General features: G+C 46.3%; 20 protein-coding genes. 11 read left to right on the plus strand and 9 right to left on the minus strand.

What is annotated here, in order from left to right; translation table 11 throughout:
• Window positions 1-90: 90 nt before the first annotated feature.
• From F8C82_RS07555 to F8C82_RS07565, 3 genes are all read left to right on the plus strand, one after another.
• Entirely contained in the window at window positions 91-1,110 is a 1,020-nt protein-coding gene (locus F8C82_RS07555) for a hypothetical protein (protein ID WP_151692983.1), read from the plus strand.
• Window positions 1,111-1,397: 287 nt separating this feature from the next.
• Complete coding sequence (locus tag F8C82_RS07560; RefSeq protein WP_151692984.1) at window positions 1,398-2,150, plus strand: hypothetical protein; 753 nt, start codon at window positions 1,398-1,400, stop codon at window positions 2,148-2,150.
• A 779-nt stretch (window positions 2,151-2,929) separates the two neighbouring features.
• Entirely contained in the window at window positions 2,930-3,382 is a 453-nt protein-coding gene (locus F8C82_RS07565; protein ID WP_151692985.1) for a COG2426 family protein, read from the plus strand.
• Between the two features lie 108 nt (window positions 3,383-3,490).
• Here F8C82_RS07565 and F8C82_RS07570 read toward each other — a convergent pair whose 3' ends face one another.
• The 4 genes from F8C82_RS07570 to katG are packed head-to-tail and all read right to left on the minus strand — an operon-like array spanning window position 3,491 to window position 7,802.
• Window positions 3,491-4,225, minus strand: coding sequence for a sulfite exporter TauE/SafE family protein (locus F8C82_RS07570; protein WP_151692986.1), 735 nt, complete (start codon window positions 4,223-4,225; stop codon window positions 3,491-3,493).
• A 27-nt stretch (window positions 4,226-4,252) separates the two neighbouring features.
• Entirely contained in the window at window positions 4,253-4,726 is a 474-nt protein-coding gene (locus tag F8C82_RS07575) for a GNAT family N-acetyltransferase (protein ID WP_151692987.1), read from the minus strand.
• Window positions 4,707-5,588 (minus strand): cation diffusion facilitator family transporter, encoded by an 882-nt coding sequence (locus F8C82_RS07580; protein WP_151692988.1) that lies wholly within the window; start codon window positions 5,586-5,588, stop codon window positions 4,707-4,709. Before F8C82_RS07580 ends, F8C82_RS07575 begins: the two co-directional genes overlap by 20 nt.
• Before the next feature lie 45 nt (window positions 5,589-5,633).
• Entirely contained in the window at window positions 5,634-7,802 is a 2,169-nt protein-coding gene (gene katG, locus F8C82_RS07585) for a catalase/peroxidase HPI (protein WP_151692989.1), read from the minus strand.
• 222 nt (window positions 7,803-8,024) lie between these two features.
• Between katG and F8C82_RS07590 the strand changes: the two genes are divergently transcribed.
• The 3 genes from F8C82_RS07590 to F8C82_RS07600 all read left to right on the plus strand — a co-directional run bounded on the left by F8C82_RS07590 (window position 8,025) and on the right by F8C82_RS07600 (window position 11,538).
• A complete protein-coding gene (locus tag F8C82_RS07590) occupies window positions 8,025-9,806 on the plus strand; it encodes a helix-turn-helix domain-containing protein (protein ID WP_151692990.1) in 1,782 nt (593 codons plus the stop codon).
• A gap of 101 nt (window positions 9,807-9,907) precedes the next feature.
• Window positions 9,908-10,903 carry an NAD(P)-dependent alcohol dehydrogenase gene (locus F8C82_RS07595; protein WP_223279515.1) on the plus strand — a complete coding sequence of 332 codons (996 nt, stop codon included), beginning with the start codon at window positions 9,908-9,910 and terminating at the stop codon, window positions 10,901-10,903.
• Window positions 10,900-11,538 (plus strand): DUF4386 domain-containing protein, encoded by a 639-nt coding sequence (locus F8C82_RS07600; protein WP_151692991.1) that lies wholly within the window; start codon window positions 10,900-10,902, stop codon window positions 11,536-11,538. The genes F8C82_RS07595 and F8C82_RS07600 overlap by 4 nt, the downstream gene beginning before the upstream one ends.
• A gap of 48 nt (window positions 11,539-11,586) precedes the next feature.
• Here F8C82_RS07600 and F8C82_RS07605 read toward each other — a convergent pair whose 3' ends face one another.
• Both F8C82_RS07605 and F8C82_RS07610 read right to left on the minus strand, forming a co-directional pair.
• On the minus strand, window positions 11,587-12,477 hold the full coding sequence (locus tag F8C82_RS07605) for an arsenite methyltransferase (RefSeq protein WP_151692992.1): 891 nt from the start codon (window positions 12,475-12,477) through the stop codon (window positions 11,587-11,589).
• Window positions 12,478-12,479: 2 nt separating this feature from the next.
• Complete coding sequence (locus F8C82_RS07610; protein WP_151692993.1) at window positions 12,480-12,806, minus strand: ArsR/SmtB family transcription factor; 327 nt, start codon at window positions 12,804-12,806, stop codon at window positions 12,480-12,482.
• Between the two features lie 993 nt (window positions 12,807-13,799).
• On the opposite strand from F8C82_RS07610, the gene F8C82_RS07615 reads away from it, so the two are divergent.
• Window positions 13,800-14,969, plus strand: coding sequence for a T9SS type A sorting domain-containing protein (locus F8C82_RS07615; RefSeq protein ID WP_151692994.1), 1,170 nt, complete (start codon window positions 13,800-13,802; stop codon window positions 14,967-14,969).
• Window positions 14,970-15,012: 43 nt separating this feature from the next.
• On the opposite strand, the gene F8C82_RS07620 is transcribed toward F8C82_RS07615, so the two are convergent.
• Window positions 15,013-15,486: a hypothetical protein gene (locus F8C82_RS07620; RefSeq protein WP_151692995.1), complete on the minus strand. Its 474-nt coding sequence runs from the start codon at window positions 15,484-15,486 to the stop codon at window positions 15,013-15,015.
• Window positions 15,487-15,772: 286 nt separating this feature from the next.
• Between F8C82_RS07620 and F8C82_RS07625 the strand changes: the two genes are divergently transcribed.
• Together F8C82_RS07625 and F8C82_RS07630 are read left to right on the plus strand one after the other, a co-directional pair.
• Window positions 15,773-16,951 (plus strand): acetyl-CoA C-acyltransferase, encoded by a 1,179-nt coding sequence (locus F8C82_RS07625; protein ID WP_151692996.1) that lies wholly within the window; start codon window positions 15,773-15,775, stop codon window positions 16,949-16,951.
• 59 nt (window positions 16,952-17,010) lie between these two features.
• On the plus strand, window positions 17,011-17,787 hold the full coding sequence (locus F8C82_RS07630) for a C40 family peptidase (protein WP_151692997.1): 777 nt from the start codon (window positions 17,011-17,013) through the stop codon (window positions 17,785-17,787).
• Window positions 17,788-17,824: 37 nt separating this feature from the next.
• Here F8C82_RS07630 and F8C82_RS07635 read toward each other — a convergent pair whose 3' ends face one another.
• Together F8C82_RS07635 and F8C82_RS07640 are read right to left on the minus strand one after the other, a co-directional pair.
• Window positions 17,825-18,682 (minus strand): OmpA family protein, encoded by an 858-nt coding sequence (locus tag F8C82_RS07635; protein ID WP_151692998.1) that lies wholly within the window; start codon window positions 18,680-18,682, stop codon window positions 17,825-17,827.
• The gene (locus tag F8C82_RS07640; RefSeq protein ID WP_151692999.1) at window positions 18,679-19,572 is read right to left on the minus strand and encodes a hypothetical protein; all 894 of its coding nucleotides are present in this window, start codon (window positions 19,570-19,572) and stop codon (window positions 18,679-18,681) included. Before F8C82_RS07640 ends, F8C82_RS07635 begins: the two co-directional genes overlap by 4 nt.
• An 89-nt stretch (window positions 19,573-19,661) precedes the next feature.
• On the opposite strand from F8C82_RS07640, the gene mnmH reads away from it, so the two are divergent.
• Entirely contained in the window at window positions 19,662-20,702 is a 1,041-nt protein-coding gene (gene mnmH, locus F8C82_RS07645) for a tRNA 2-selenouridine(34) synthase MnmH (RefSeq protein WP_151693000.1), read from the plus strand.
• Window positions 20,703-20,708: 6 nt separating this feature from the next.
• A complete protein-coding gene (gene selD, locus F8C82_RS07650) occupies window positions 20,709-21,758 on the plus strand; it encodes a selenide, water dikinase SelD (RefSeq protein WP_151693001.1) in 1,050 nt (349 codons plus the stop codon).
• The last annotated feature ends 341 nt before the right edge of the window (window positions 21,759-22,099 follow it).

Genomic DNA, 22,099 nt, shown 5'->3' on the forward strand with positions numbered 1-22,099 from the left:
GGTGACATATCCCACCATGAAGTAAGGACAGTAAATACATGAATTGAGTAACTTCCCACCCAATTTAAGTTGATTCTATACTCTCTTTCGATGCGCTGTAAAACCTTTACTCTCTTTGTCTTCGTCCTCCTTTGCTCCACTCAACTTTGGTCTCAAGCTAAAATTGATTTTGACTTCAGCGATTCTCGCCAAATTGACAGCTCCGGGTATGAGGCTCCATTTGTCGTTCATGGAATGGGAGCAGAACGGTACAATGATGTTCTTCAATTGTACTCTTCGGAGTATCAATTTCCCAAGTACAACCACTTTTTCCTAGTCAGTTTATCTGCACCATGCGACCTTTTTCCTCAAGTTTCACTCTCATATCACGGAACATATAAGGAGAAGATGATCTATTTCGCAGAACTAGCCCCAATGCGACTAATCGAAAACGGGCTGTACTTTTACCCTGATTTAGAACTGAATTTTGGGTACAATTTGAGGTTTTGGGAATCGGTTAAACACAGGAGATTGGGTAAGTTTTCCTGGGAAGAAAGAAAAAGCGCTGTTCTACGACCAAATGTGATAACCAAATATTCCGTTGGGCCACGAATTGGTTTCCGTCTAGACTCCTACAACGGAGCCCCTCCTTATAATTCTAGGTTATACAATCGAATAAAAGCACTAAACGCCGACTTCCTGGGTGTTCATTCCTATAATATGACCATCGGACTTCAAATCACCTCAACGTATGGAGCAAATGGGTTTATACAAAAGAAACGCGTATCCATGTCGAGATCCAAACAACATCGATATTTCATAGACATGGAGGTTCCCCTCTACGCACGATACATTATTCAAAACCCAGATGTTGTTCCTGAATCAATAAACACCAAAGTCTCTCTTAGCCATAGACGTTTAGTGGGTGTCCGAATTGGATGGGAAGAAATCATTTCCAGTGAGTACCGCAAGATAAATGGCGAATACAAGAGTTATGGGTATCTATATCGATTTGGAGTAGGTCTCCATGTATCCCCGAGAACATCGAATGAATCGAACATTGGTGAAACTGGAGATGAAACTACCTCAATCCTCTATTTAAAACTGGGTATAGGCTTTAAACCGAAATAGTCGCTAGTATTCTGGCGCCAGCCTCACATCACCCGTCATCCATCATCCAACCCCGTAAACCTCTAAAACCCATCAAACCCATCAAACCCATCAAACCCAAAACATACTCCCCATCACCACGCGAAAGGATTCGCGCGGTAGGTCTGGACTCCTGTCATCCATCACCTGTCATCCGTCATCCATCATCCATCATCCGTCATCCACCATCCGTCATCCGTCATCCAACCCCGTAAACCTCTAAAACACCGTAAACCCCCAAAACCTATTAACCCCACTAAACCTCCCCCATGAACCTCCAACTCACCCTATACCTCTCCTTCCTTCTACTCGCAACTGTGAGTTGTGGCATCGTGAAAACGGAAAATTTAGAAGATGATGTACGATCTCGAATCATTGATGATCTACGATTTGCAACATCCACATCTGAACGACGTGACTCGCTTCGATTGAACGGTGTGTATGCCATTTCCCTTCAGGGTCAAGGTGGTAATTCAGATTCACTTGTCCAACCTGTTCAATTCTTGCCGAACGGCCTGATCATCCGAGATGAAGGATCGTACGTGAATAAACAAAAGTATGTGAGCCATTGGCGTGAATTACAGGAACGCATACATTCTGAACACCCCAATGCCGACGATATTTTCTGTGGCTTCTATTATCTTAAAAACGGTATCGTTCACGCTTGGATTCCCCTTTACTACCATCGGACGCGCGTATCGTGGAGCGAAGTGGTACTCACGCATTTTGAGGGTGAGTGGATAGACGAGAACACCATTGCAAACTGGCGATTGTCCGAACCCTTCATCCTTCCCAAAGACTGGCCCGAAGAGGGAGAAGAACACCGTGAACCCAACCCAATGTATCCAACAGAATCAAGAGCCTACTACAATTATCAAAGATGGGAAGAACTACAAACTCCTGTAAATCTAGTATTCCATTCTCTCCCCAACCCCAAAACTAGTCATAGGTACAATTTTGTAAAACTGAGTGAATACCTCAACATTGAGATTATTCAACCTAATGCCTCATCGGATAAATAAACTCGGTCTTACCTTTTTATGACTCAAGACATCGGGTGTCGAACTTCAGGCATTCAGCACCCATTACCTTCATTGACCACGCGAAAGGATTCGCGCGGTAGATAGGAGTTTTAGAAGTTTGAGGGGTTTCAGGTGTTTCAGGTGTTTCAGGGGGTTATAGGGGATAATGGACTGTAGAAATGGTTTCCCAGTCACCCATCACCTGTCCTAAGTCTTCCGTCCACTGTCACTTGACAACCTACACCTTCAACAACCACGCGAAAGGATTCGCGCGGTAGATAGGGGTTTCAGGGGTTTCAGGGGTTTCAGGTGTTTCAGGGGGTTATAGGGGAGAATGGACTGTAGAAATGGTTTCCCAGTCACCCATCACCTGTCCTCAGTCTTCCGTCCTCCGTCACTTGACAACCTACACCTTTAACAACCACGCGAAAGGATTCGCGCGGTAGGTCTGGACTCCTGTCATCCGTCATCCACCATCCGTCACCCAACCTCTAATACGCCTTAAACCTCTTAAACCCATCAAACCCAAAACATACTCCCCATCACCACGCGAAAGGATTCTCGCGGTAGGACTGGACTCCTGTCATCCATCACCCACCATCTGTCATCTGCCTTCTGCCATCTGCCTTCTGTCATCCACCATCCGTCATCCAACCCCGTAAACCTCTAAAACACCTTAAACCCCTAAAACCAAGTAAACCTCCCCCCCTTTCTTCACATTTTTTTTTGCGAACCAAGCGCCAAAGCGCATATCTTGCACTCCCCTTCAAAAACACAACATGCTAATTGATTCATTGCATACTTTTCTCGTTTCTGTCTCACCCTTCGGTGAAGCGAGAGTAGGCATCCCCTTGGGAGTGGTAAAAGGCCTTCATCCCGGGGTGGCTTTTGCCGTTGGACTAATTGGTAACTTACTCATCTACCCTATTTTTAATGGACTAATCTCCAAGTTTGACCATAAACTCTGGAAGCATAAGCGCTATCGTAAACACAGCGTAAAAATGATGCGTCGTGCAAAATCTCAAGTAGGCACGAAAATCCAGAAATATGGTTTTTGGGGATTGATGGTATTTGTGATGATTCCTCTACCCGTTACAGGTGCTTATATGGGAGTGATTGCCGCTCGTGTTTTGAGCATCAATCCGAGCTCTGCCTTCAAAGCCATCAGCTTGGGAGTCACCATTTCATGTACCATTATCGGGGTAGTAAGTTACGCGGGTACGATGGTGTAAAATCCTCGCCCATTCCCTATTTTCCTGTTGACCTTTCTACTTGAAGCTGAAACGAACTTCATGGCGATCTCTATTCTTCAATAGTGTTCGCTACCCTTCACGAATCCTTCAATCTAGGAATACGGCCTTGAAGAGGGTAACCGTACCGATCATCAAGATGAGAAAAAGTGAAATGCGCTTGAATTTCTGTTGAGGAATGCGGACAAGTATTTTCTTGCCGATCATCGTTCCAATAATGCCAATCAACACTAAAAATGGGAGATAAATAGCATCGTGTGCATGGATGTATCCATTGGCGTAATACACGAAAGTCCGGGAAAAATCAATCATAAAATCGATAACAGCGGACGTGGCTATAAACGTGCTTTTCTCCAGGTTAAAGGCTGCCATGGTGAGTCCGCGAATAGCTCCACCTGTCCCGAGGAGTCCGGCAGAAAACCCCGACAGCACTCCACCTGTCACCGCATTCGCGTTGCTTGCCCGAATGACCCATCTTGGCAAAAGCAGAAAGATGGCACTTAACCCGATCAAAAACACGCCCAATACGGCTTCGAGATAGTCTGTGTTGAGGTACTTCGACAACCACCCACCGAGTACGACAAAAAGAACCGAAGGCACACCGATGTAAAGTAATAGTCGCTTATCTAACCCTTTCTTAAAGAGTACGATTTTACTGAGGTTACTCGACAAGTGATAAATGGCCGTAAGCCCCAAAACCGATTGAAAATCAAAGTAGAAATTGGCAATGGGAACGAAAAACACAGAGGAGCCGAAGCCACCAATGGTTCCAACCACCTCCGCTAAAAGCGCCAAGAGCAAAAATATGAGACTGGTGTTTTTCATGGCCTGCGTGCTGGGGGAAAGTACGACTTATTCCGCCCCAGAACCATGATATTTCCACATCCAAGCATCTCCAATTTCATCATCCTGAACAACCTCAACTTTGCGGAATCCATTCTTCTCGAGGATATGAGTGGAAGGGTTGATTTCAGGAGCGGTCTTAGCTGTGATCGTCACACTTGGATCTGCCTCTACAGCGATCCTTACGATCTCCTTACAACCGAATGAGGCTACGCCTTTTCCTTCGTGATCAGGAGATGTCCAGTATGCAATCTCTACTGTGTGATCCACAGGCGCTTTTGTGAAACTCACCGTTCCTAGCACTTCACCATCATCCACTATCAAATAAGCCACCCAAGGAAACTGAAAACCCGTTTCGACGTAATACTCAGCATAGATACTCAACAGTTGCTGCGCGTATTCCGATTGAAAAAGAGGGTCTGATGCATTCTCATTTTGTTGCAAAACACGTAATTCCATAGGATTATCCGTTGTCGTATTCATCCGGCTCAATGTGAATCAAAACGTGATCTAAATTCGCAATTTGCGACTGAAGATGATCTTTGAGTCGGTGAGAAACGTCATGCCCCTCTTTTACTGATATCGCCCCGTTCACAATCGCGTGTAAGTCCACGTGGTAACTAATGCCCGACTTACGGACAAAACATTTTTCTGTGCCCAATATGCCATCAACTTCCATCGACTTTTCACGGATCAGTTCTACTAAGTCGTCGTATTGATGTTCGTCCATTATCTCGCTCAAAGCAGGTCGGAAAATCCGATAACTGTTGTACAAGATAAAGCCCGAAGCGAGAAGCGCCGCCCAGTCATCGGCGGTTTCATACCCTTCTCCAAATAGGAGGGCAACCGAAATTCCAAGGAACGCCATAATAGATGTAATCGCATCACTTCGATGATGCCACGCATCGGCTTTTAAGGAAGTGCTGTGGGTCTCGCGACTCTTGCGAATCACGATTTGATAGGATGCTTCCTTCCAAAGAATGATGGCTCCCAACACATACAGTGTCCATGAACTCGGAACCTTGTGCGGGGTCTGGATGTGAACGATACTCTCGTAGGCAATGACTGTTGCGGAAGTCACCAAAAAAGCAACGACAATAAACGTGATCAAAGGCTCAATCTTTCCATGCCCATAAGGATGATTGTCATCCGCGGGCCGCTTGGCATATTTCAAACCCAACAACACTAAAATCGACGAAAAGATATCCGTGGTCGACTCAATGGCATCGGCAATCAATGCGTATGAATTCCCCAGTATCCCCGCCACTCCTTTAACCAGGGCAAGTGCGGCATTTCCAATAATGCTGAAATAGGCCGTTCGTATGGCAGATTGATGTGTATCCACGGAGTGTTGATTGTGGTGCAAAGTTCAACGATTTCCTACTACTTGCTACATCCCTCCTTCCATCACCTTATTCCACGCTGAAACAAAATCTCGTACAAATTTCTCTGCATTGTCGTCTTGTGCATACACTTCGGCGTAGGAACGCAGAATGGAATTAGAACCAAAAACGAGATCTACTCTACTTGCTGTCCATTTCTCTTTTCCAGTGGCACGGTCAACTATTGAATAGACATTCTGGCCCTTGGGAACCCACTTGTTGTTCATATCGGTTAGATTCACAAAGAAATCGGTGGTGAGCTGACCTTCTCTATCGGTGAAAACCCCAGCTTTGGAACCGCCGTAATTGGTTCCTAGCACACGCATGCCGCCAATCAATACGGTCATTTCTGGAGCGGTGAGTCCCATGAGTTGGGTTCTATCCACCAACAGCTCCTCTGCTGAAACATCAAAATCTTCTTTTAACCAGTTGCGGTAACCATCATGTACGGGTTCAAGAACATCAAAGGAAGAAGCATCGGTCATTTCTGCAGTGGCATCTCCTCTACCTCCGGTAAATGGAACCCAAATGTCAAAGCCTGCCTCAGCAGCGGCAGCTTCAACAGCAGCATTACCTCCAAGTACGATGAGATCGGCCAAACTAATAGGCTTGGCGGATTCACTCTTCACGTGCTCAAGTGCGGCTAGGACTCTTTCCAAGCGCTCTGGCTCATTTCCTTTCCAGTTCACTTGTGGCGCTAGTCGAATTCGAGCGCCATTTGCACCACCTCGGTGATCGGATACTCTATACGTTCTAGCGCTATCCCATGCCGTTGCAATCAGCTCTGCTCTAGACACTCCACTTTTCAAGATGGCCTTCTTGAGTGCGGCATAGTCGGTGTCCGACAATGGCGCTGGCCCTGCAGGGATGGGGTCTTGCCAAATCAAATCTTCACTTGGAACATCGGGACCAAGGTATCTCGACTTAGGTCCAAGGTCTCTATGGGTAAGCTTAAACCAAGCTCGAGCGAACACTTCCGTAAAGTACTCGGGATCTTTGTAGAATTTCTCTGAAATCTCACGGTACTTCGGATCTTTAATCATAGCCATATCCGCATCCGTCATGATGGGATTGTGACGAATATTTGGATTGAAAGCATCTACAGGCTTGTCTTCCTCTTTACAATTGATCGGTTCCCATTGCCAAGCCCCTGCTGGACTCTTTTTCAATTCCCATTCATAATTGAACAGTAAATAGAAGTAGCCATTATCCCACTTTGTTGGGTGAGTTGTCCACGCACCTTCCAAGCCGCTAGTTACGGTATCCGGACCATTTCCATTGCCCTTTGGATTGTGCCAGCCCAAACCTTGTTCATGGATATCCGCGCCTTCTGGACTTTCTCCCAAGGCCTCAGCATTACCGTTACCGTGAGTTTTTCCAACGGTATGTCCACCTGCAGTAAGCGCAACCGTTTCTTCATCGTTCATCGCCATTCTTGCAAACGTGGTTCGAACGTCTTGTGCAGTTTTCAGTGGATCGGGATTTCCATCTACACCTTCTGGATTCACGTAGATCAATCCCATTTGAACCGCAGCCAGTGGGTTGTCTAGCGATTCGCGTTTCTCATCATCACCGTATCGATTGTGGGTGGCAGCCAACCACTCTTTCTCGGACCCCCAATTGATATCGCGTTCTGGATGCCAGATATCAGCGCGCCCCCCGGCGAAACCGTACGTTTTAAGTCCCATGGATTCATAGGCCATATTCCCAGCGAGAATCATCAAATCCGCCCATGACAACTTATTTCCATACTTTTTCTTGATGGGCCAAAGCAAACGACGAGCCTTGTCTAAGTTGGCATTATCAGGCCAGCTATTCAAAGGTGCAAAACGTTGATTACCCGTAGCTGCCCCACCTCTACCATCAAATATTCGGTAGGTTCCTGCTGAGTGCCAAGCCATGCGAATCATCAAGCCTCCATAATGGCCCCAATCGGCTGGCCACCAATCCTGACTCGTCGTCATTAATTCCTTAAGATCCGATTTCACCGCTTCCAAATCGAGTTTCAAAAACTCTTCCGCGTAATTAAAATCAGGGTCTAAAGGGTTTGACTTTGTATCGTGTTGTTGGAGGATATCTAGATTCAGTGCCTTGGGCCACCAATCCATAACGGTCTTTTGAGTTTCGGTATTGGCCCCGTGCATAACAGGACATTTGCCAGATGTCGGTTTTCCCATGTCTATCTATTTATGAGTGTATCGTATGAATGAAGTTCTTCCTCAAATCGGGAGAGAATTAACTCCATACAAGTTACGGCCTTCAACAGAGGATGCCTAGTGACACAGGCTATATTCCCATTGTTTTTGGCTATGAAAGGAGACAGGGGGATGAAGTGATCAGCCGAAATTGCCAAAAAGAGGCATGAATGGCTAAAACCTATTTAATACTACTTTTACGATATGTCCAATCACCGCACCTCCATTGCTGTTCTGCCCTTTGATCATAAGGGAGCAACCGATGAATATTCTTTCTTCGGAGAAGGGATTGGGGAAGAAATCATTCGGGCATTGAGTTCTATTCCTGGACTGCGGGTTTGTTCGAGACGATCGTCCTTTTCACTGGCAGAATCACACTTATCTATTGACGAACTCGCGAAGAAGTTGAACGTGGAAAATATTCTAGAAGGTTCGGTTCAAGTTGCCGGTGATCAAATTCGGATTTCGGCAAGCTTGATCGAGGCAACTTCGGATGAGACGTATTGGTCGAATTCCTGGCACCGCCCACTTTCCAATATTTTTAAAGTTCAGGATGAGATTAGCCTGTTGATTGCCGACCAACTGCGAGAGCACTTTGGTCACCTCGAAATCTCTGATCACTTGGTTCACATGCATACGAGGAATATCGATGCCTTCACATGGGAACTGAAGGGACGAAGACAGTTCAACAAGTGGAATCCGAAAGATGTACACACGGCTATCGACTACTTTAAAATGGCGATTGAGCTAGATCCGGAGTACCTCGATCCCCGTATCGGACTGGCGGATGCCTATGGATTTTTGGCCACTACTGGATTTGGTGATCCTGTTTCTTGCTGGAAAAAGGCGAAAGATGAATTGGACTTTGTTCACGAACGCGATCCACTTCATGCAGGTCTGAATTATCAGTTGGCTAACTACGAATTCTTCACACAAGCTTCGTACACTCAGGCCTTTCACTATGCGAAGATCACCATCCAATCTAGAGAAGGGTATCCGGAAGGTCAGCAGTTTATGGCCTTTCTAAACATGCTGAGAGGCGACATGAAAAAAGCAGGAGATCATATTCGTTATGCCCGCGCCATCGACCCACTCAATTCAGAAACTCGTTTCTACGAAGCGTATTACCAATATCGACTGCACAACTACCTCCGCAGTATTGCCATTTGTGATGAATTGCTGGCCACTAACCCGCAAAACCTGCCTGCACTCATTGTCAAATTCTATGGGATGATTCTCAGCGGGAAGGCAGAGCCATTGCTAAGGGAATTGAAGCACGCTCGTGATAGTTTGCTCCTACCCGACGAAAAACTAGGTCTTGAAACGATGGTTTATCACGCCCTTGATTATAGGGATGAGAGTGAGCAATCCTATGCGGAATTAAAGTTGCGATCTCAAAACAACTCCTCCCCTCAGGCGGATGCCTACTTCTACTTGAACGCAGCTCGAAGAGGACTTGCTGATGAGGCTTTTTCGGTACTCGACAAACTCTTCTCACATCGATCCGCTATCCTACTTCTCAATTTTTCTGACCCTTTGGCCAGCGGATTACAAAGCGACCCTCGCCACTCGGAATACTACCGACGAATCTTTCAATTGGAAAGCGAGCCAAAGCCTGCTAAGAAATCAAATCTCAGCTTGACCAATGTTGACGATATCAAGGCACAATTGAAAAGATGGATGGAAGTGGAACAGATCTATCTCGACCCAAAACTCAATTTGAGAAGTCTCGCTTCATCGCTGAACATTCATCCCAATCAACTCTCTTGGTTGTTGAATGAAGAACTTCAAGTGAACTTCAACGACTTTATCAATCTGTTCAGAATAGAGCATTTTATTCGATTGGCAACCGACACGTCCAATGCGCACATATCCTTCATCGGGCTCGCTTACGAAAGTGGCTTCAACAGCAAATCCGTCTTCAATACCAGTTTCAAAAAATTGAAAGGCCAAACTCCCAGTCAGTATATCTCCAGCTTGAAGTAGCCCCATGCGTTCGGATATGAAATTCCGAACCTCATCCGTGACATTCCGAACCGATGAACATCCGGTTCTCCTTCTCTTTGCTCCAGAAAATCAAACGACCTATGGAAGTAAAGACAATGAAAGCAATGGTAGCCTCCTCATACGGAGGTCCTGAAGTATTCCAACTTCGCCACGTTCCCATTTCTCATCCTGAAAAAGATGAGGTATTAGTCAAGGTTCATGTTGCCTCTCTGACTACTGCCGACACCATGATGCGTGTGGGGAAGCCGTATATCGGTCGACTCTTCACCGGAATCCGAAAACCCAAACACCCCATTCCAGGTACAGGTTTCTCTGGGGTGGTTGTGGCTGTTGGTGAAAATGTTACACGATTTGTGGAAGGAGATGAAGTTTTTGGAGAAACCACTCTGGGGTTCAGCACCCATGCTGAATACGTTCTTCTACCCGAAAACGGCGTCATTCAACACAAGCCAGAAAACCTCCCGCATGAGGAAGCGGCTTCCTATGGAGATGGTGTATTGACCGCTTACAACTTCCTGATAGAAATCGCCAATCTAACACCAGGTCAGCGGGTACTGATAAACGGAGCAGCAGGAGCTGTGGGATCCGCGGGACTTCAAATTGCCAAGCACTTTGGTGCCCATGTTACCGCTGTTGCAAGCGCGCACAATCATGGAAAACTCACTCAGTTAGGTGCGGATGCATGTATAGATTACCAAACTCAGGATTTCACGGAAAGCAATCAGCTATTCGACGTTGTATTTGACGCGGTTGGAAAAAGTTCTTATGCCAAGTGTAAATCCATTCTTACCCCAAATGGCATCTATCTATCCACAGTTTTGAAGGCGAGCATCCTTTGGGATTCATTCATCACTGCACTCACTCAGAGTACAAAGCGCGCTGCCTTTGCTGCAACCGGACTTCGTAAAGATCACGAGTTGAATGAAATGCTTTCCGAAGTGATCAAGATTCAACAAAAGGGAGCTTTACACCTGCCCATCGATCGACAATATCCGCTCGAGAAACTGGCCGAAGCCCACGGCTATCTGTCTACGGGAAAGAAGAAGGGAAATGTCATTCTACGCGTGGAATCATGAAAAAGTTCTTTAAAAACCCCGGAAAACTCGCGGGAGTTGCCATACTTCTCATAGCCGTTGCCGCAGCCTTCGCATATGGATATGTCTGGCCACAATTCGGAAGTTCGAACCAGGCCTTGTTGTGGGAAGATCAACAGCGAAATGTCCTATGGATGTTCCAAGCCGTAGGTGCGTGGTTTGTGATCGGAGTGCTCGACTTGGTTGTAACATGGGGCTTATACCGCCATTTTGCTGAACAGAGCCAACCGCTCTCTCGGGTATCTGCCCTTTTTCGATTGACGTATACCTTCATCTTATTCATAGCAATTGTTCAGCTGTACAACGGACTCCCTGCCTTAGAATTGGAGAATGGAAGTGTAGACCTACAGTCAGCCCTAACATCCTTCGAAACCTACTGGTCTATAGGACTCATCGTCTTTGGACTCCATCTCCTCTCTTTGGGAGCTCTAATGCGCAAGCCCAAGTGGCTCCGTGTGCTGTTGTACGTGGCTGGTGCCAGTTATGTACTCGTTCACTTCGGACTCAACTTCATGCCTCATCATTCCAACTTGTTCCTCCTTTTAGAATCCATACTTGCTGCTCCTATGGCGATCGCCGAGCTATCCTTGGCCGTATGGTTAATTCTGAAAAAGTGAACAAATGGCTACTAGCGGATTAAGACAACCCGCTAGTAGCCACTAACCTTAGCAACAACCTGAGCTCGGAGAACAGCAGCTGCTATCTGCGTTTAATTCAGACAGTTTCACTTTTGGCTTCGAAGTCTTCACACCCGGTTTTTCCGCGTAAACCGTAATGCTGAAGATTCCCATTTCACGTGAAGCGAATTCTGCAATTTGCTCTGGTGTGAGGTACTTTTCCAGTATATCATCTGGTAACAGAATCGTCTTCTTCTTCTGAACCGTCACATTCTGGAAACCCGACTTCTCAATTTGTCCGAGGTAGTCTTCCATCTGCATCGCTCCAGAAACACACCCTGCATAGAGTTCTGCTTGATTCTTCAACTCCTTTGGAAGTTCTCCTACGAGTACCACATCCGAAATACTAAAATGACCTCCCGGCTTAAGTACGCGGAAAGTATCATTCAAAACACCTGTCTTATTCGGTACAAGGTTGAGAACGCAATTGCTCACCACCACATCGGCAATAGCATCATTTACAGGCATATTCTCAATATCACCCTGACGAAATTCTACGTTGTGATAGCCGAGTTTCTCTGCATTTGCACGCGCTTTGGCAATCATTTCTGGAGTGAAGTCAATACCAATTACCTTTCCTTCAGGCCCTGTTTCATGTCGCGCAACAAAGCAGTCGTTTCCTGCCCCTGAACCGAGGTCGATAACCACATCCCCTTTGTTGATATTGGCAAATTCCGTTGGCAACCCACATCCCAAACCGAGGTCGGCATCTTCCGAATACCCCTCTAGATGTGAGTAATCGTCCATCATGATGTTGTACACCTTGTTCGATACTGGCCCTGATCCACAACAAGATGCGGCATTATCCTCTTTGGATTGATTGGCGATTTCCGCGTATTTCTCGCGAACGATGTTTTTGAGTTCTTCTGAGCTGTTCATGATTAACAACATTTATCATTGGGGAATTCCGCAAACAAATCAGCCAGCATACGAGCAATTTCATGCCATCGCTCTCCATTGATACAGTACTTCACAGCGGTTCCAGAAATGGTACCCTGAATGATGCCCACAGCCTTCAACTCTTTTAGATGCTGAGAGATCGTCGGTTGAGAAAGTCCAATTTGCCCAGTCAAATCGCCTGTTATACACGATTTGCTTTGCAACAAACATCGGATGATGGCAATTCGAGCAGGATGAGCCAGGGCTTTCGCTATCCCAGAAAGTTCCAAATCTATATCCTCATGCAGGTCTGTCCGCGTTATTCCCATTGGTTTAAACTATTTATTGCAATATTACGATTAAAGATGGAAAGTTGGGATGTTTAGGGGAGGAAGTTGGTGATGGATGATGGGTGACGGATACCCCTTTTACCACACGAAAGGATTCGCGCGGTAGCCCGTTGATGGGATCATCGAGCATCTGTCATCCAACCTCTAAAACGCCTTAATCCTCTAAAACCCAAAACATACTCCCCATACCCACGCGAAAGGATTCACGCGGTAGCCCGTTGATGGAATCATCGAGTATTTGTCATCCAACCTCTAAAACGCCTTAAACCTCTAAAACCCAAAACATACCCCCCATACCCACGCGAAAGGATTCGCGCGGTAGCCCGTTGATGGGATCATCGAACATCTGTCATCCAACCTCTAAAACGCCTTAAACCTCTAAAACCCATAACATACCCCCCATACCCACACGAAAGGATTCACGCGGTAGCCCGTTGATGGAATCATCGAGTATTTGTCATCCAACCTCTAAAACGCCTTAAACCTCTAAAACCCACAACATACTCCCCATACCCACGCGTAAGGATTCGCGCGGTAGCCCGCTGATAGGATCATCGAACATCGGTCATCCAACCTCTAAAACGCCTTAAACCTCTAAAACCCATAACATACTCCCCATACCCACACGAAAGGATTCGCGCGGTAGCCCGTTGATAGGAGCATCTGTCATCCAACCTCTAAAACACCTTAAACCTCTAAAACCCATAACATACTCCCCATACCCACGCGAAAGGATTCACGCGGTAGCCCGCTGATAGGATCATCGAGCATCGGTCATCCAACCTCTAAAACGCCTTAATCCTCTAAAACCCATAACATACTCCCCATACCCACGCGAAAGGATTCGCATGATAGGACTGGAACCCTGTCATCGGTCAACTGACGTAGGGGGGAGTTGATGGGTGATAGGTGACAGAGGCTACTAGCTTCCCGCCAAAATAAGCTCCAGCAATATCCGTTACACCCCTACCCATGAAAAGAACTACTCTACTTCTTCTAGCGCTCTTTGTATTTGGATATACTTCCGAAGCTCAGATGCCTAGGTCATTTATTCGTTATCATTTTAACGAGGAAACTTGGGACACCATCTCCTCTCTTCCGGTGGCAGAACTGTCGGATTTGCAACTTCCGCATAAAGTGGGATTGCTTTCGCAAGGCGAGATGGACCTACCATTGGATACGCCGAGCACCCGCAATGGCACGGTGAGGTACAGTGTAAAAAGCCCGAGTGCCGAGTGGTACAATTCCTCTCAATTTCCGCACACCACAGCGGTGGCAATATTTCAAGTTGTGGAGGGAGACACCAGCATCTTGTGCAGTGGATCTATGATTGGTCCCCATCATGTATTATCAGCAGCACATTGCTATGTCAGTTTCACGAGCGACTCAATTCGCTTTGACTCCCTCTTGGTGGCTCCACAGTTCAACAATGGAACCATTCACCCCAACTTCAAATGGGCGCTAGTTGTCAGTGCTGCCAGTCCCATCGAATGGTACAGCGACTTTTCAGACATTACCCTATTGGAACTCAACCGACCGTTGGGAAACCTCACCGGACATTTGGGACTAAAATCTGTTGAGAATCCAGAGGAACTGGAGAATCAATTCTACTACAAATTGTCTTACCCCAGCACCTACTTTCCTGTAGCAGATTCAACCGTGTACAATGGTGACACGCTTTACTTCAGCTATGGGATCATCGATTCGGTTGGCCCTCACTACATACAAATAAAGGGTGCAACAGGAATACCAGGAGAAAGCGGGAGCACCTTCTTCAACCGTGATGATGGATGGTATGCATACGGCGTTACCTCCCTCCTGCTCGACTTCAAGCACACTCGCCTTCAACCATGGCACCTATATGCCATAGCACGGATTCTGGACAATGAGCCTGTAAATCCTTTGAATAAATCCTCTTTAGTGGTTTTCCCCAACCCAAGTCGCTCGGTCATCCACATCCGAACCCATTCGGCAATAAATCGAGTGGAGCTGTACTCCATCACTGGACAAACGGTATTGAGTAAAGAAGTTGAAAATGAAGTCGTTTCGCTCGACATCAGCCCATTGAGAACGGGCACTTACATCGCTAAGGTATGGACGAGTGAAGAAATACTTTCAGCGAAAGTGGTAAAGGTGAGGTGAGGTCGGTCTGAAGCGGAGCGTCTGAAACCCGTAGACTGCGCTCCTACTCTTCCCAGCGTAGATCAATATTATACACTTGAAGGTGTTCCAATAGTTCGCGCTCCGTCAATCCTTCTTTTAAAATGAAGTGATATTTCTCTAGGCGTTCCACATTATTCAACACTTGAATTTCAACCATAGGACGATTGATCATTGTGTTGCGAACGGTTCTTAAATGGAATGCATCTCCTTTGTGAAAATTGAAACGATCGGGACCTAGCTTACTGAAATAAATGAACTCGTCGTCCATGGCCACCGTATATACCCTGCGAACGCGAAGCCAGATAATCATACCAATTACTCCAATTATAAGAGCAATCAGATTACTCGCGAAGAAAGGCGAATTCGGACTCATCATAATAGATAATGAAAACGGTGCCAATATGATGCTGGGCACGAGGGCTGCACCCAATAAAATGCCAGCAAGAGCCAAGACAACATAGGAAACGATATGCCATTTCGAGGCAGAAATGGACAAGGGAGTAAGTGTTGTAGTATCGGTTATCAAAATCAGGGAATGCTTGTCTTTGTTCGTGGTAGTGTAACAAGGGTACAAGGTAAATAGTTTTTGGTTTTTTGGTCGTTGGTCGTTGTTAGCTGAACTATGGTAGTCGACCTACATAGTATCTACCTCCAGATACCTGCCAGGCCCATGTCAAAAGCCATAGTCAGCCCCCTCATTCTCCTCCACCCTTCCCCAACCTTCAGGTGCTTTTCCTTACCTTCGCGTCAAACTCAAAAAACGAGCAAAACTCACTTTACCCATGAAAGAAGTCGTAATCGTTTCTGCCGTTCGCACTCCAATCGGAAGCTTTGGTGGAAGTCTCGCTTCAGTGAATGCCGCACAACTCGGCGCCACTGCAATTAAAGGAGCTCTCAATAAAATCAACCTCGACCCTAAAGAGGTTCAAGAAGTATTTATGGGCAACGTGCTCCAAGCCAATGTAGGTCAAGCTCCTGCTCGTCAGGCCGCGATCTTCGCTGGTATTGGTAACAACGTTCCATGTACTACAGTAAACAAAGTATGTTCTTCAGGTATGAAGTCGGTTATGTTGGCCGCACAAACCATTAAGGCCGGCGACAACGACGTAGTGATTGCAGGTGGTATGGAGAACATGTCAGCCGTTCCTCACTACCTTCCTACTGGAAGAAACGGTGTGAAATTGGGCGACATCCAATTGGTAGATGGTCTTGTGAAAGACGGTTTGACCGACGTTTATCAACAAACACATATGGGCGTTTGCGCTGATCTTTGTGCAACTGACATGAAGTTCACTCGCGAAGAGCAAGATGCATTTGCCTTGGAATCTTACCGTAGATCTGCAGCCGCTTGGGAAGCTGGAAATTATAGCAATGAAGTTGTTCCAGTTGAAATCCCGCAGCGTCGTGGTGAGCCTGTAGTGATGTCGGAAGATGAAGAGTACAAGAATCTTCGTGCCGACAAAGTGGCTTCGCTTCGTCCTGTGTTCTCTAAAGACGGTACAGTAACCGCTGCTAACGCTTCTACCTTGAACGACGGTGCTGCTGCACTTGTGTTGATGAGTCGTGAAAAAGCAGAAAGCCTCGGACTTAAGCCTATCGCTGTTGTTCGTGGTTATGCAGATGCGGCACACGAGCCAGAGTGGTTTACAACAGCTCCGGCAAAAGCCGTTCCTGCAGCTATTGCAAAGGCAGGATTGACCAAAGAAGACATCCAATTCTACGAATTGAACGAAGCGTTCTCTGTAGTAGGTTTGGCAAACATGAAGCTTCTGGGTATCACTCCAGAGCAAACAAATGTAAATGGTGGTGCAGTTTCTATCGGACACCCACTAGGCGCATCTGGAGCTCGTATCTTGGTGACACTCATCAATGTACTCGAACAAAACAACGCTAAATATGGCGCAGCTGGCATCTGTAACGGTGGCGGTGGTGCTTCTGCAGTTGTGATTGAACGCGTATAATTTGGTACTTTCATCCCGACTTCCGCACTTTTGCGGAACGTCGGGATTTTTTTGTCTTTATGGAATACGGAATTTGTCCGCTTAGTATTGTACCAATGAGAGCTGAGCCATCTGACTTAAGTGAGATGGTGAATCAGGCCCTGTTTGGTGAAGCGTTCAAAATAGTGGATCAACGCAAGTTGTGGTACCGTATTCGCCTAGCCCACGATGGTTACGAAGGCTGGATCGATAAGAAACAAGCCGAACTGATCACCAAGGAAAAATACACCGCGCTGACCAAAGCGCACCTTCCTCTGGCAGGCGCTCCCGTAGATATGTTGCAGAGTAAAAATCACCTGGATCACTTGATGGTAGTTCAAGGGAGTTTTTTGCCCGGTTTGAACAAAACGGATTATGTTGAAATCGGTGAGAGAACGTATTCTGCACCCCATGAAATCATTCGAGAAAAAGGTCCAAAAGCGGATTTGGTAGAATGGGCATACTCCTACATCAACACCCCTTATTTGTGGGGCGGCAGGTCTCCATTTGGAATTGATTGTAGTGGCTTTACCCAGCTCGTCTATCGCATGATTGGTCATTCTATCCCTCGAGATGCCAGTGAGCAAGCCAATTGTGGTGAAGCCCTCAGTTTTATTGAGGAAGCAGAACCGGGCGACCTAGCCTTCTTTGATAATTCAGATGGCAAAATCATCCACGTGGGAATTTTGCTGAAAGACAATTACATCATTCACGCCAGTGGGAAAGTCCGCTTAGATCGCCTTGACCAAAGCGGAATACACAACGCGGAGTTGCGCACGCATACACACAGACTCCGCGTTATCAAAAAAATCCTCTAGATCGCACTCAGTGAGGCGACAATGCCTCCGTCGCATCTTATGGCTCCAAAATGGCTTCCTCTTCTTCATCTAAAGCCTCCATCAGCACATCCAGCTTTGGAGACAGAAAAATCTCTGTTCGTCTATTTAAAGCCCGACCTTCTTCTGTGTCATTAGTAGCCACGGGAACAAACTCCGATTGTCCAGCTGCGGTGAGGCGACTTCCGGATACGCCGTACTTTTCTTGTAGGATGGATGAAATAGTCGTTGCGCGAATCACCGACAAATCCCAATTGTTTCTGAATCGTGCAGTGCGAATTGCCAAGCTGTCGGTATAGCCCACAATCATGATATCCACATCTGGATTATTCTTGAGAACTACGGCCAACTTGCCCAGGGCCTCAACCCCTTTTGGATCTAAATCCACACTGGCAGATGGAAAGAGAAGATTCTCTGAAAGCGAAACTTTCACTCGGCCATTCTCAATACTCACCTGCAGTTCGTCACTGGAGAAATTGACCAAGGCATTGGCCACCGCGCTTCGAAGAGCCCGAGTAGCCTCCATTTGCTCATCCAATCGATTTTGGAGCTCCTGCAAACGCTCCGCTCGTTCGCGAAGTGCAGCATTCTTTTCATCCAACTCAACTCCTTGTTGATCCAACTGGGTGAGTAGCACTTCCTTCTCCGTATCCCAGATGTTACGCTCGTTTTGGTATTGTTGACTAATGGTTTTGTTCTGCTCCAACAATCCCTCTTGTTGTTGCAAACAATCAGAAAGATCTGTTCTCAATTTGGTGCTATCGCTGCGCAATCTGTCTCGATCTGCTACAACCGCTTCATATTCCTTCTTGGCGACACAGGAAGACAATCCTCCCACAAAAATTACCAACCCCAATGTGCGTGCTATCCTTCTCATTCTACTCGATACGATTGAATTTCTAATTTGAGTTCGTCGTGCTTCGCCTTCGCTTTAATGTACTCGTTTCTAGCGAGCTCCAAGTTACGATTAAGTCGAATCTGTTCGATTTCCAAATCGCTAATCTCTCTTTCAGCATCTTGAATCTTCTCGGTTCCTTCCTCGAGATCATCCGAGATGGATTCCTTTTCACTTTCTAGTTGACGAATGGTTCTATTAGCGCGCTCTTGCTCTTCGTTATCCGTAGACCGTGCCATAGTTTGGCGTAGCTGACCAATTTCACTTGAAATGGATGTTTGACGCACGCGCTTCTCTTCCATCTTGGTTCGGGTATTCGCAATCTCACGCTGCAACTTCACAACATCGTCACGGGCCTCTTCCAAATCATCTTGAAGATCTTCTACCTTCTCCTCGGCTTCCTCCATCGCATCCTCAGCTCTTTCTAAGTACTCCATTCTATAGGCATGGTACATGCGAGCCATAAACAGCTTGGAAGCCGTTTCCAAACGAGTGTACTGTTCATTTCGCTCTGTCAGGAGGAAACCCGATGTATCTCTAAATGCGACTTTCACTTGCACCGAATCGTGTAAATCAACACAGGTGGTGTACGCATCATAGTACTCCTCCGAATCTTCAGGAATCTCAATTTCTGTGGCGACTAAAAGACCTCCTCTCATCTCGGAATCGTCGGCCACATCATCAACTTCCTCTTCCCATTCCTCCTCAAATCTATCGTATTCATCCACACTCATTTTGAACTGAAAAGCATTCACGGTGAGCGTATCTCCAATTCGCAGGGTTGATTTCGAATACTTGTAGAAAGACGATTGTGCTTGAGCGTAAGTTGCCAATAACACAAGGGGCAAGAGCCATGCATATCTCTTCATCATAAATTCTCTTTTGGTGCATCAGTAAGATACGAATCTCGACAACGGCAGGGATATTCCTTGTAAGTAAAGACACTCAATTTCCAACTTACATGTACCTTTCTGAAGTGAAACAGGTTCCATTTACTACTATAATACAATCTAACGGGATTCCGGTGTTAGATGTTCGTTCTCCTTCTGAATTCGAATCGGGGCACGTCCCCGGCGCGCTTTCATTTCCCTTATTTGATGATGATGAGCGAGCGGAAATCGGCACTCTTTATAAACAGGAGAGTCAGGATGCGGCTATTGAGAAAGGATTGGAATTTGTTGGCCCAAAAATGCTCCGCCTAGTCCAATCTGCCAAAGAATTGGCACCGAACAAAGAAGTGTACATCTACTGCTGGAGAGGAGGAATGCGGAGTGGCGCTGTGAAATGGCTCTTGGAATTTGCGGGGTTCAAAGTGTACAAGATCCCTGGAGGTTACAAGGCTTATCGCACTTGGGTGGGGGAAGTGATTCTTCAGTATTCAAAAAATGCCAAGTGGCACGTACTGGGGGGAATGACGGGTTCTGCAAAGACGGAAATCCTACTTCAAATGAAGGATCGAGGGGCACAAGTCATCGACTTAGAAGGACTCGCCCATCACAAAGGTTCGGCATTTGGTCATTTTCTAGAAGAGAAACAGCCGAGCACCGAACACTTCATGAATCTATTGGTTAAAGAACTTGTCCAGCTCGATTGGAAGAGAACCATTTGGATTGAAGATGAGAGTCGGTTGATTGGCAAAGTGGTTCTGCCTCCCGAATTGATGAATGCCATCTTCACTTCACCCATCACTGTTATAGAGAAAACGGTTGCAGAGCGCGCGGCATTCTTAGCCTCGTGTTATGGTGAGGCTGAATACGAAGAATTTGAACGATCCTTCAACTTTATCAAGAAGCGATTGGGAGGCCCCGAAGTACAATTGGCACTGGAAGAAGTCCGAAATGGAAATCTATCAAAGGCCGCTGAAATTGCATTGAAGTACTACGACAAAGCGTATCGCCACGCGTTGGACAAAAAACGAGAAAAACAAGAACAGAACTTTGTGGATGTTTCGGGGAAATCGGTGGAAGAGATTGCCGAACTTCTGATCAACAAAGAAGAATAATACCGTATGGACGTACGACTCACACAATATAGTCACGGTGCAGGTTGTGGATGTAAAATATCGCCTGCTGTATTGGACTCCATTTTAAAGCACGCTGGAGATCAACCTCATTTCAAGAACCTCTTGGTAGGAAATGAAACCAAAGATGATGCAGCGGTTTACGATTTAGGCAATGGAACCAGTGTTATCAGCACGACCGATTTCTTCATGCCCATTGTGGATGATCCCGAAGATTTTGGTCGAATTGCCGCTGCCAACGCCATCAGTGATATCTATGCCATGGGCGGTAAACCCATCATGGCCATTGCCATTCTCGGTTGGCCAATCGACAAGTTGAGTGAGGAAATTGCCGGAAGAGTGGTGAACGGCGGTAGAGATGTGTGCAACCGCGCAGGGATTCCACTGGCGGGAGGTCACAGCATTGATTGTCCTGAACCCATCTTTGGATTGGCGGTTACAGGAATTGTACCCACAGAAAAAATAAAGAAAAACAAAGGTGCTCAAGAAGGCGACTTGCTCTACTTGACCAAGCCTCTTGGAATAGGAATGGTAACCACAGCCGAGAAGAAAGGCATTGCCAAACCGGAACACGTAAAGTGGGCAAAAGAAACCATGTTGCGTCTCAACTCTCCTGGCGCTAGCTTCTCTAGCTGGGATGAAGTGCATTCATTAACGGACGTTACGGGCTTCGGACTTCTAGGGCACTTAAATGAAATTTGCTCCTCTTCTGGAACCACTGCTGTAGTGCGTCGCAATGACGTTCCTCAATTGGATCCGGCAATCTGGATGGATTACATGGAAAAGAAATCCATCCCTGGAGGAACAACTCGAAATTTCAAATCTTATGGTCAGCATATTGCCCCACTGAGCGATGCTTCCAAAACGCTACTATGCGATCCGCAAACCAGTGGAGGATTACTCGTTGTGGTAGCCCCAGAAGAGCGTGAAAATTTTGAACGCAAATGCAAAAACGAGTTCGACTTGGAACTCACTCCTTTTGGAAAGATAACATTACCTGAAAATGAACCACTTATCCGAGTGGAAGATCATTCTTAATGATTGGGCAACATTAAATTACCGCCTTGTAAACAGAAAAAGATGAGGAGAGAATTTGTTTCAAACGCAAGTTCTTCTATATTTGGGAACAGGTAAGAGAAAAAAAGAAAGGAGTGGGTCGCACAACCACTCCTTCCACACAAAAACTCGCCTATAAGTATGAAGAAACTTACGCCGGCAAAGATACGTCGGCGTTTTGTTTTTTCGCGTTAATCGCGCGTTAAGTATGCCCCTTGTGGGCATTTTTTTTAGGCATACACAGAATCCTCTGATTGTTCGCAACTTGCGCGAAAAAAAAATCTGCAATCTTCTTCCTCCTCTCACGTTTTGGGTACGGTTTT

The organism is Phaeocystidibacter marisrubri (assembly GCF_008933165.1).
Classification (GTDB): Bacteria; Bacteroidota; Bacteroidia; order Flavobacteriales; family Schleiferiaceae; genus Phaeocystidibacter; species Phaeocystidibacter marisrubri.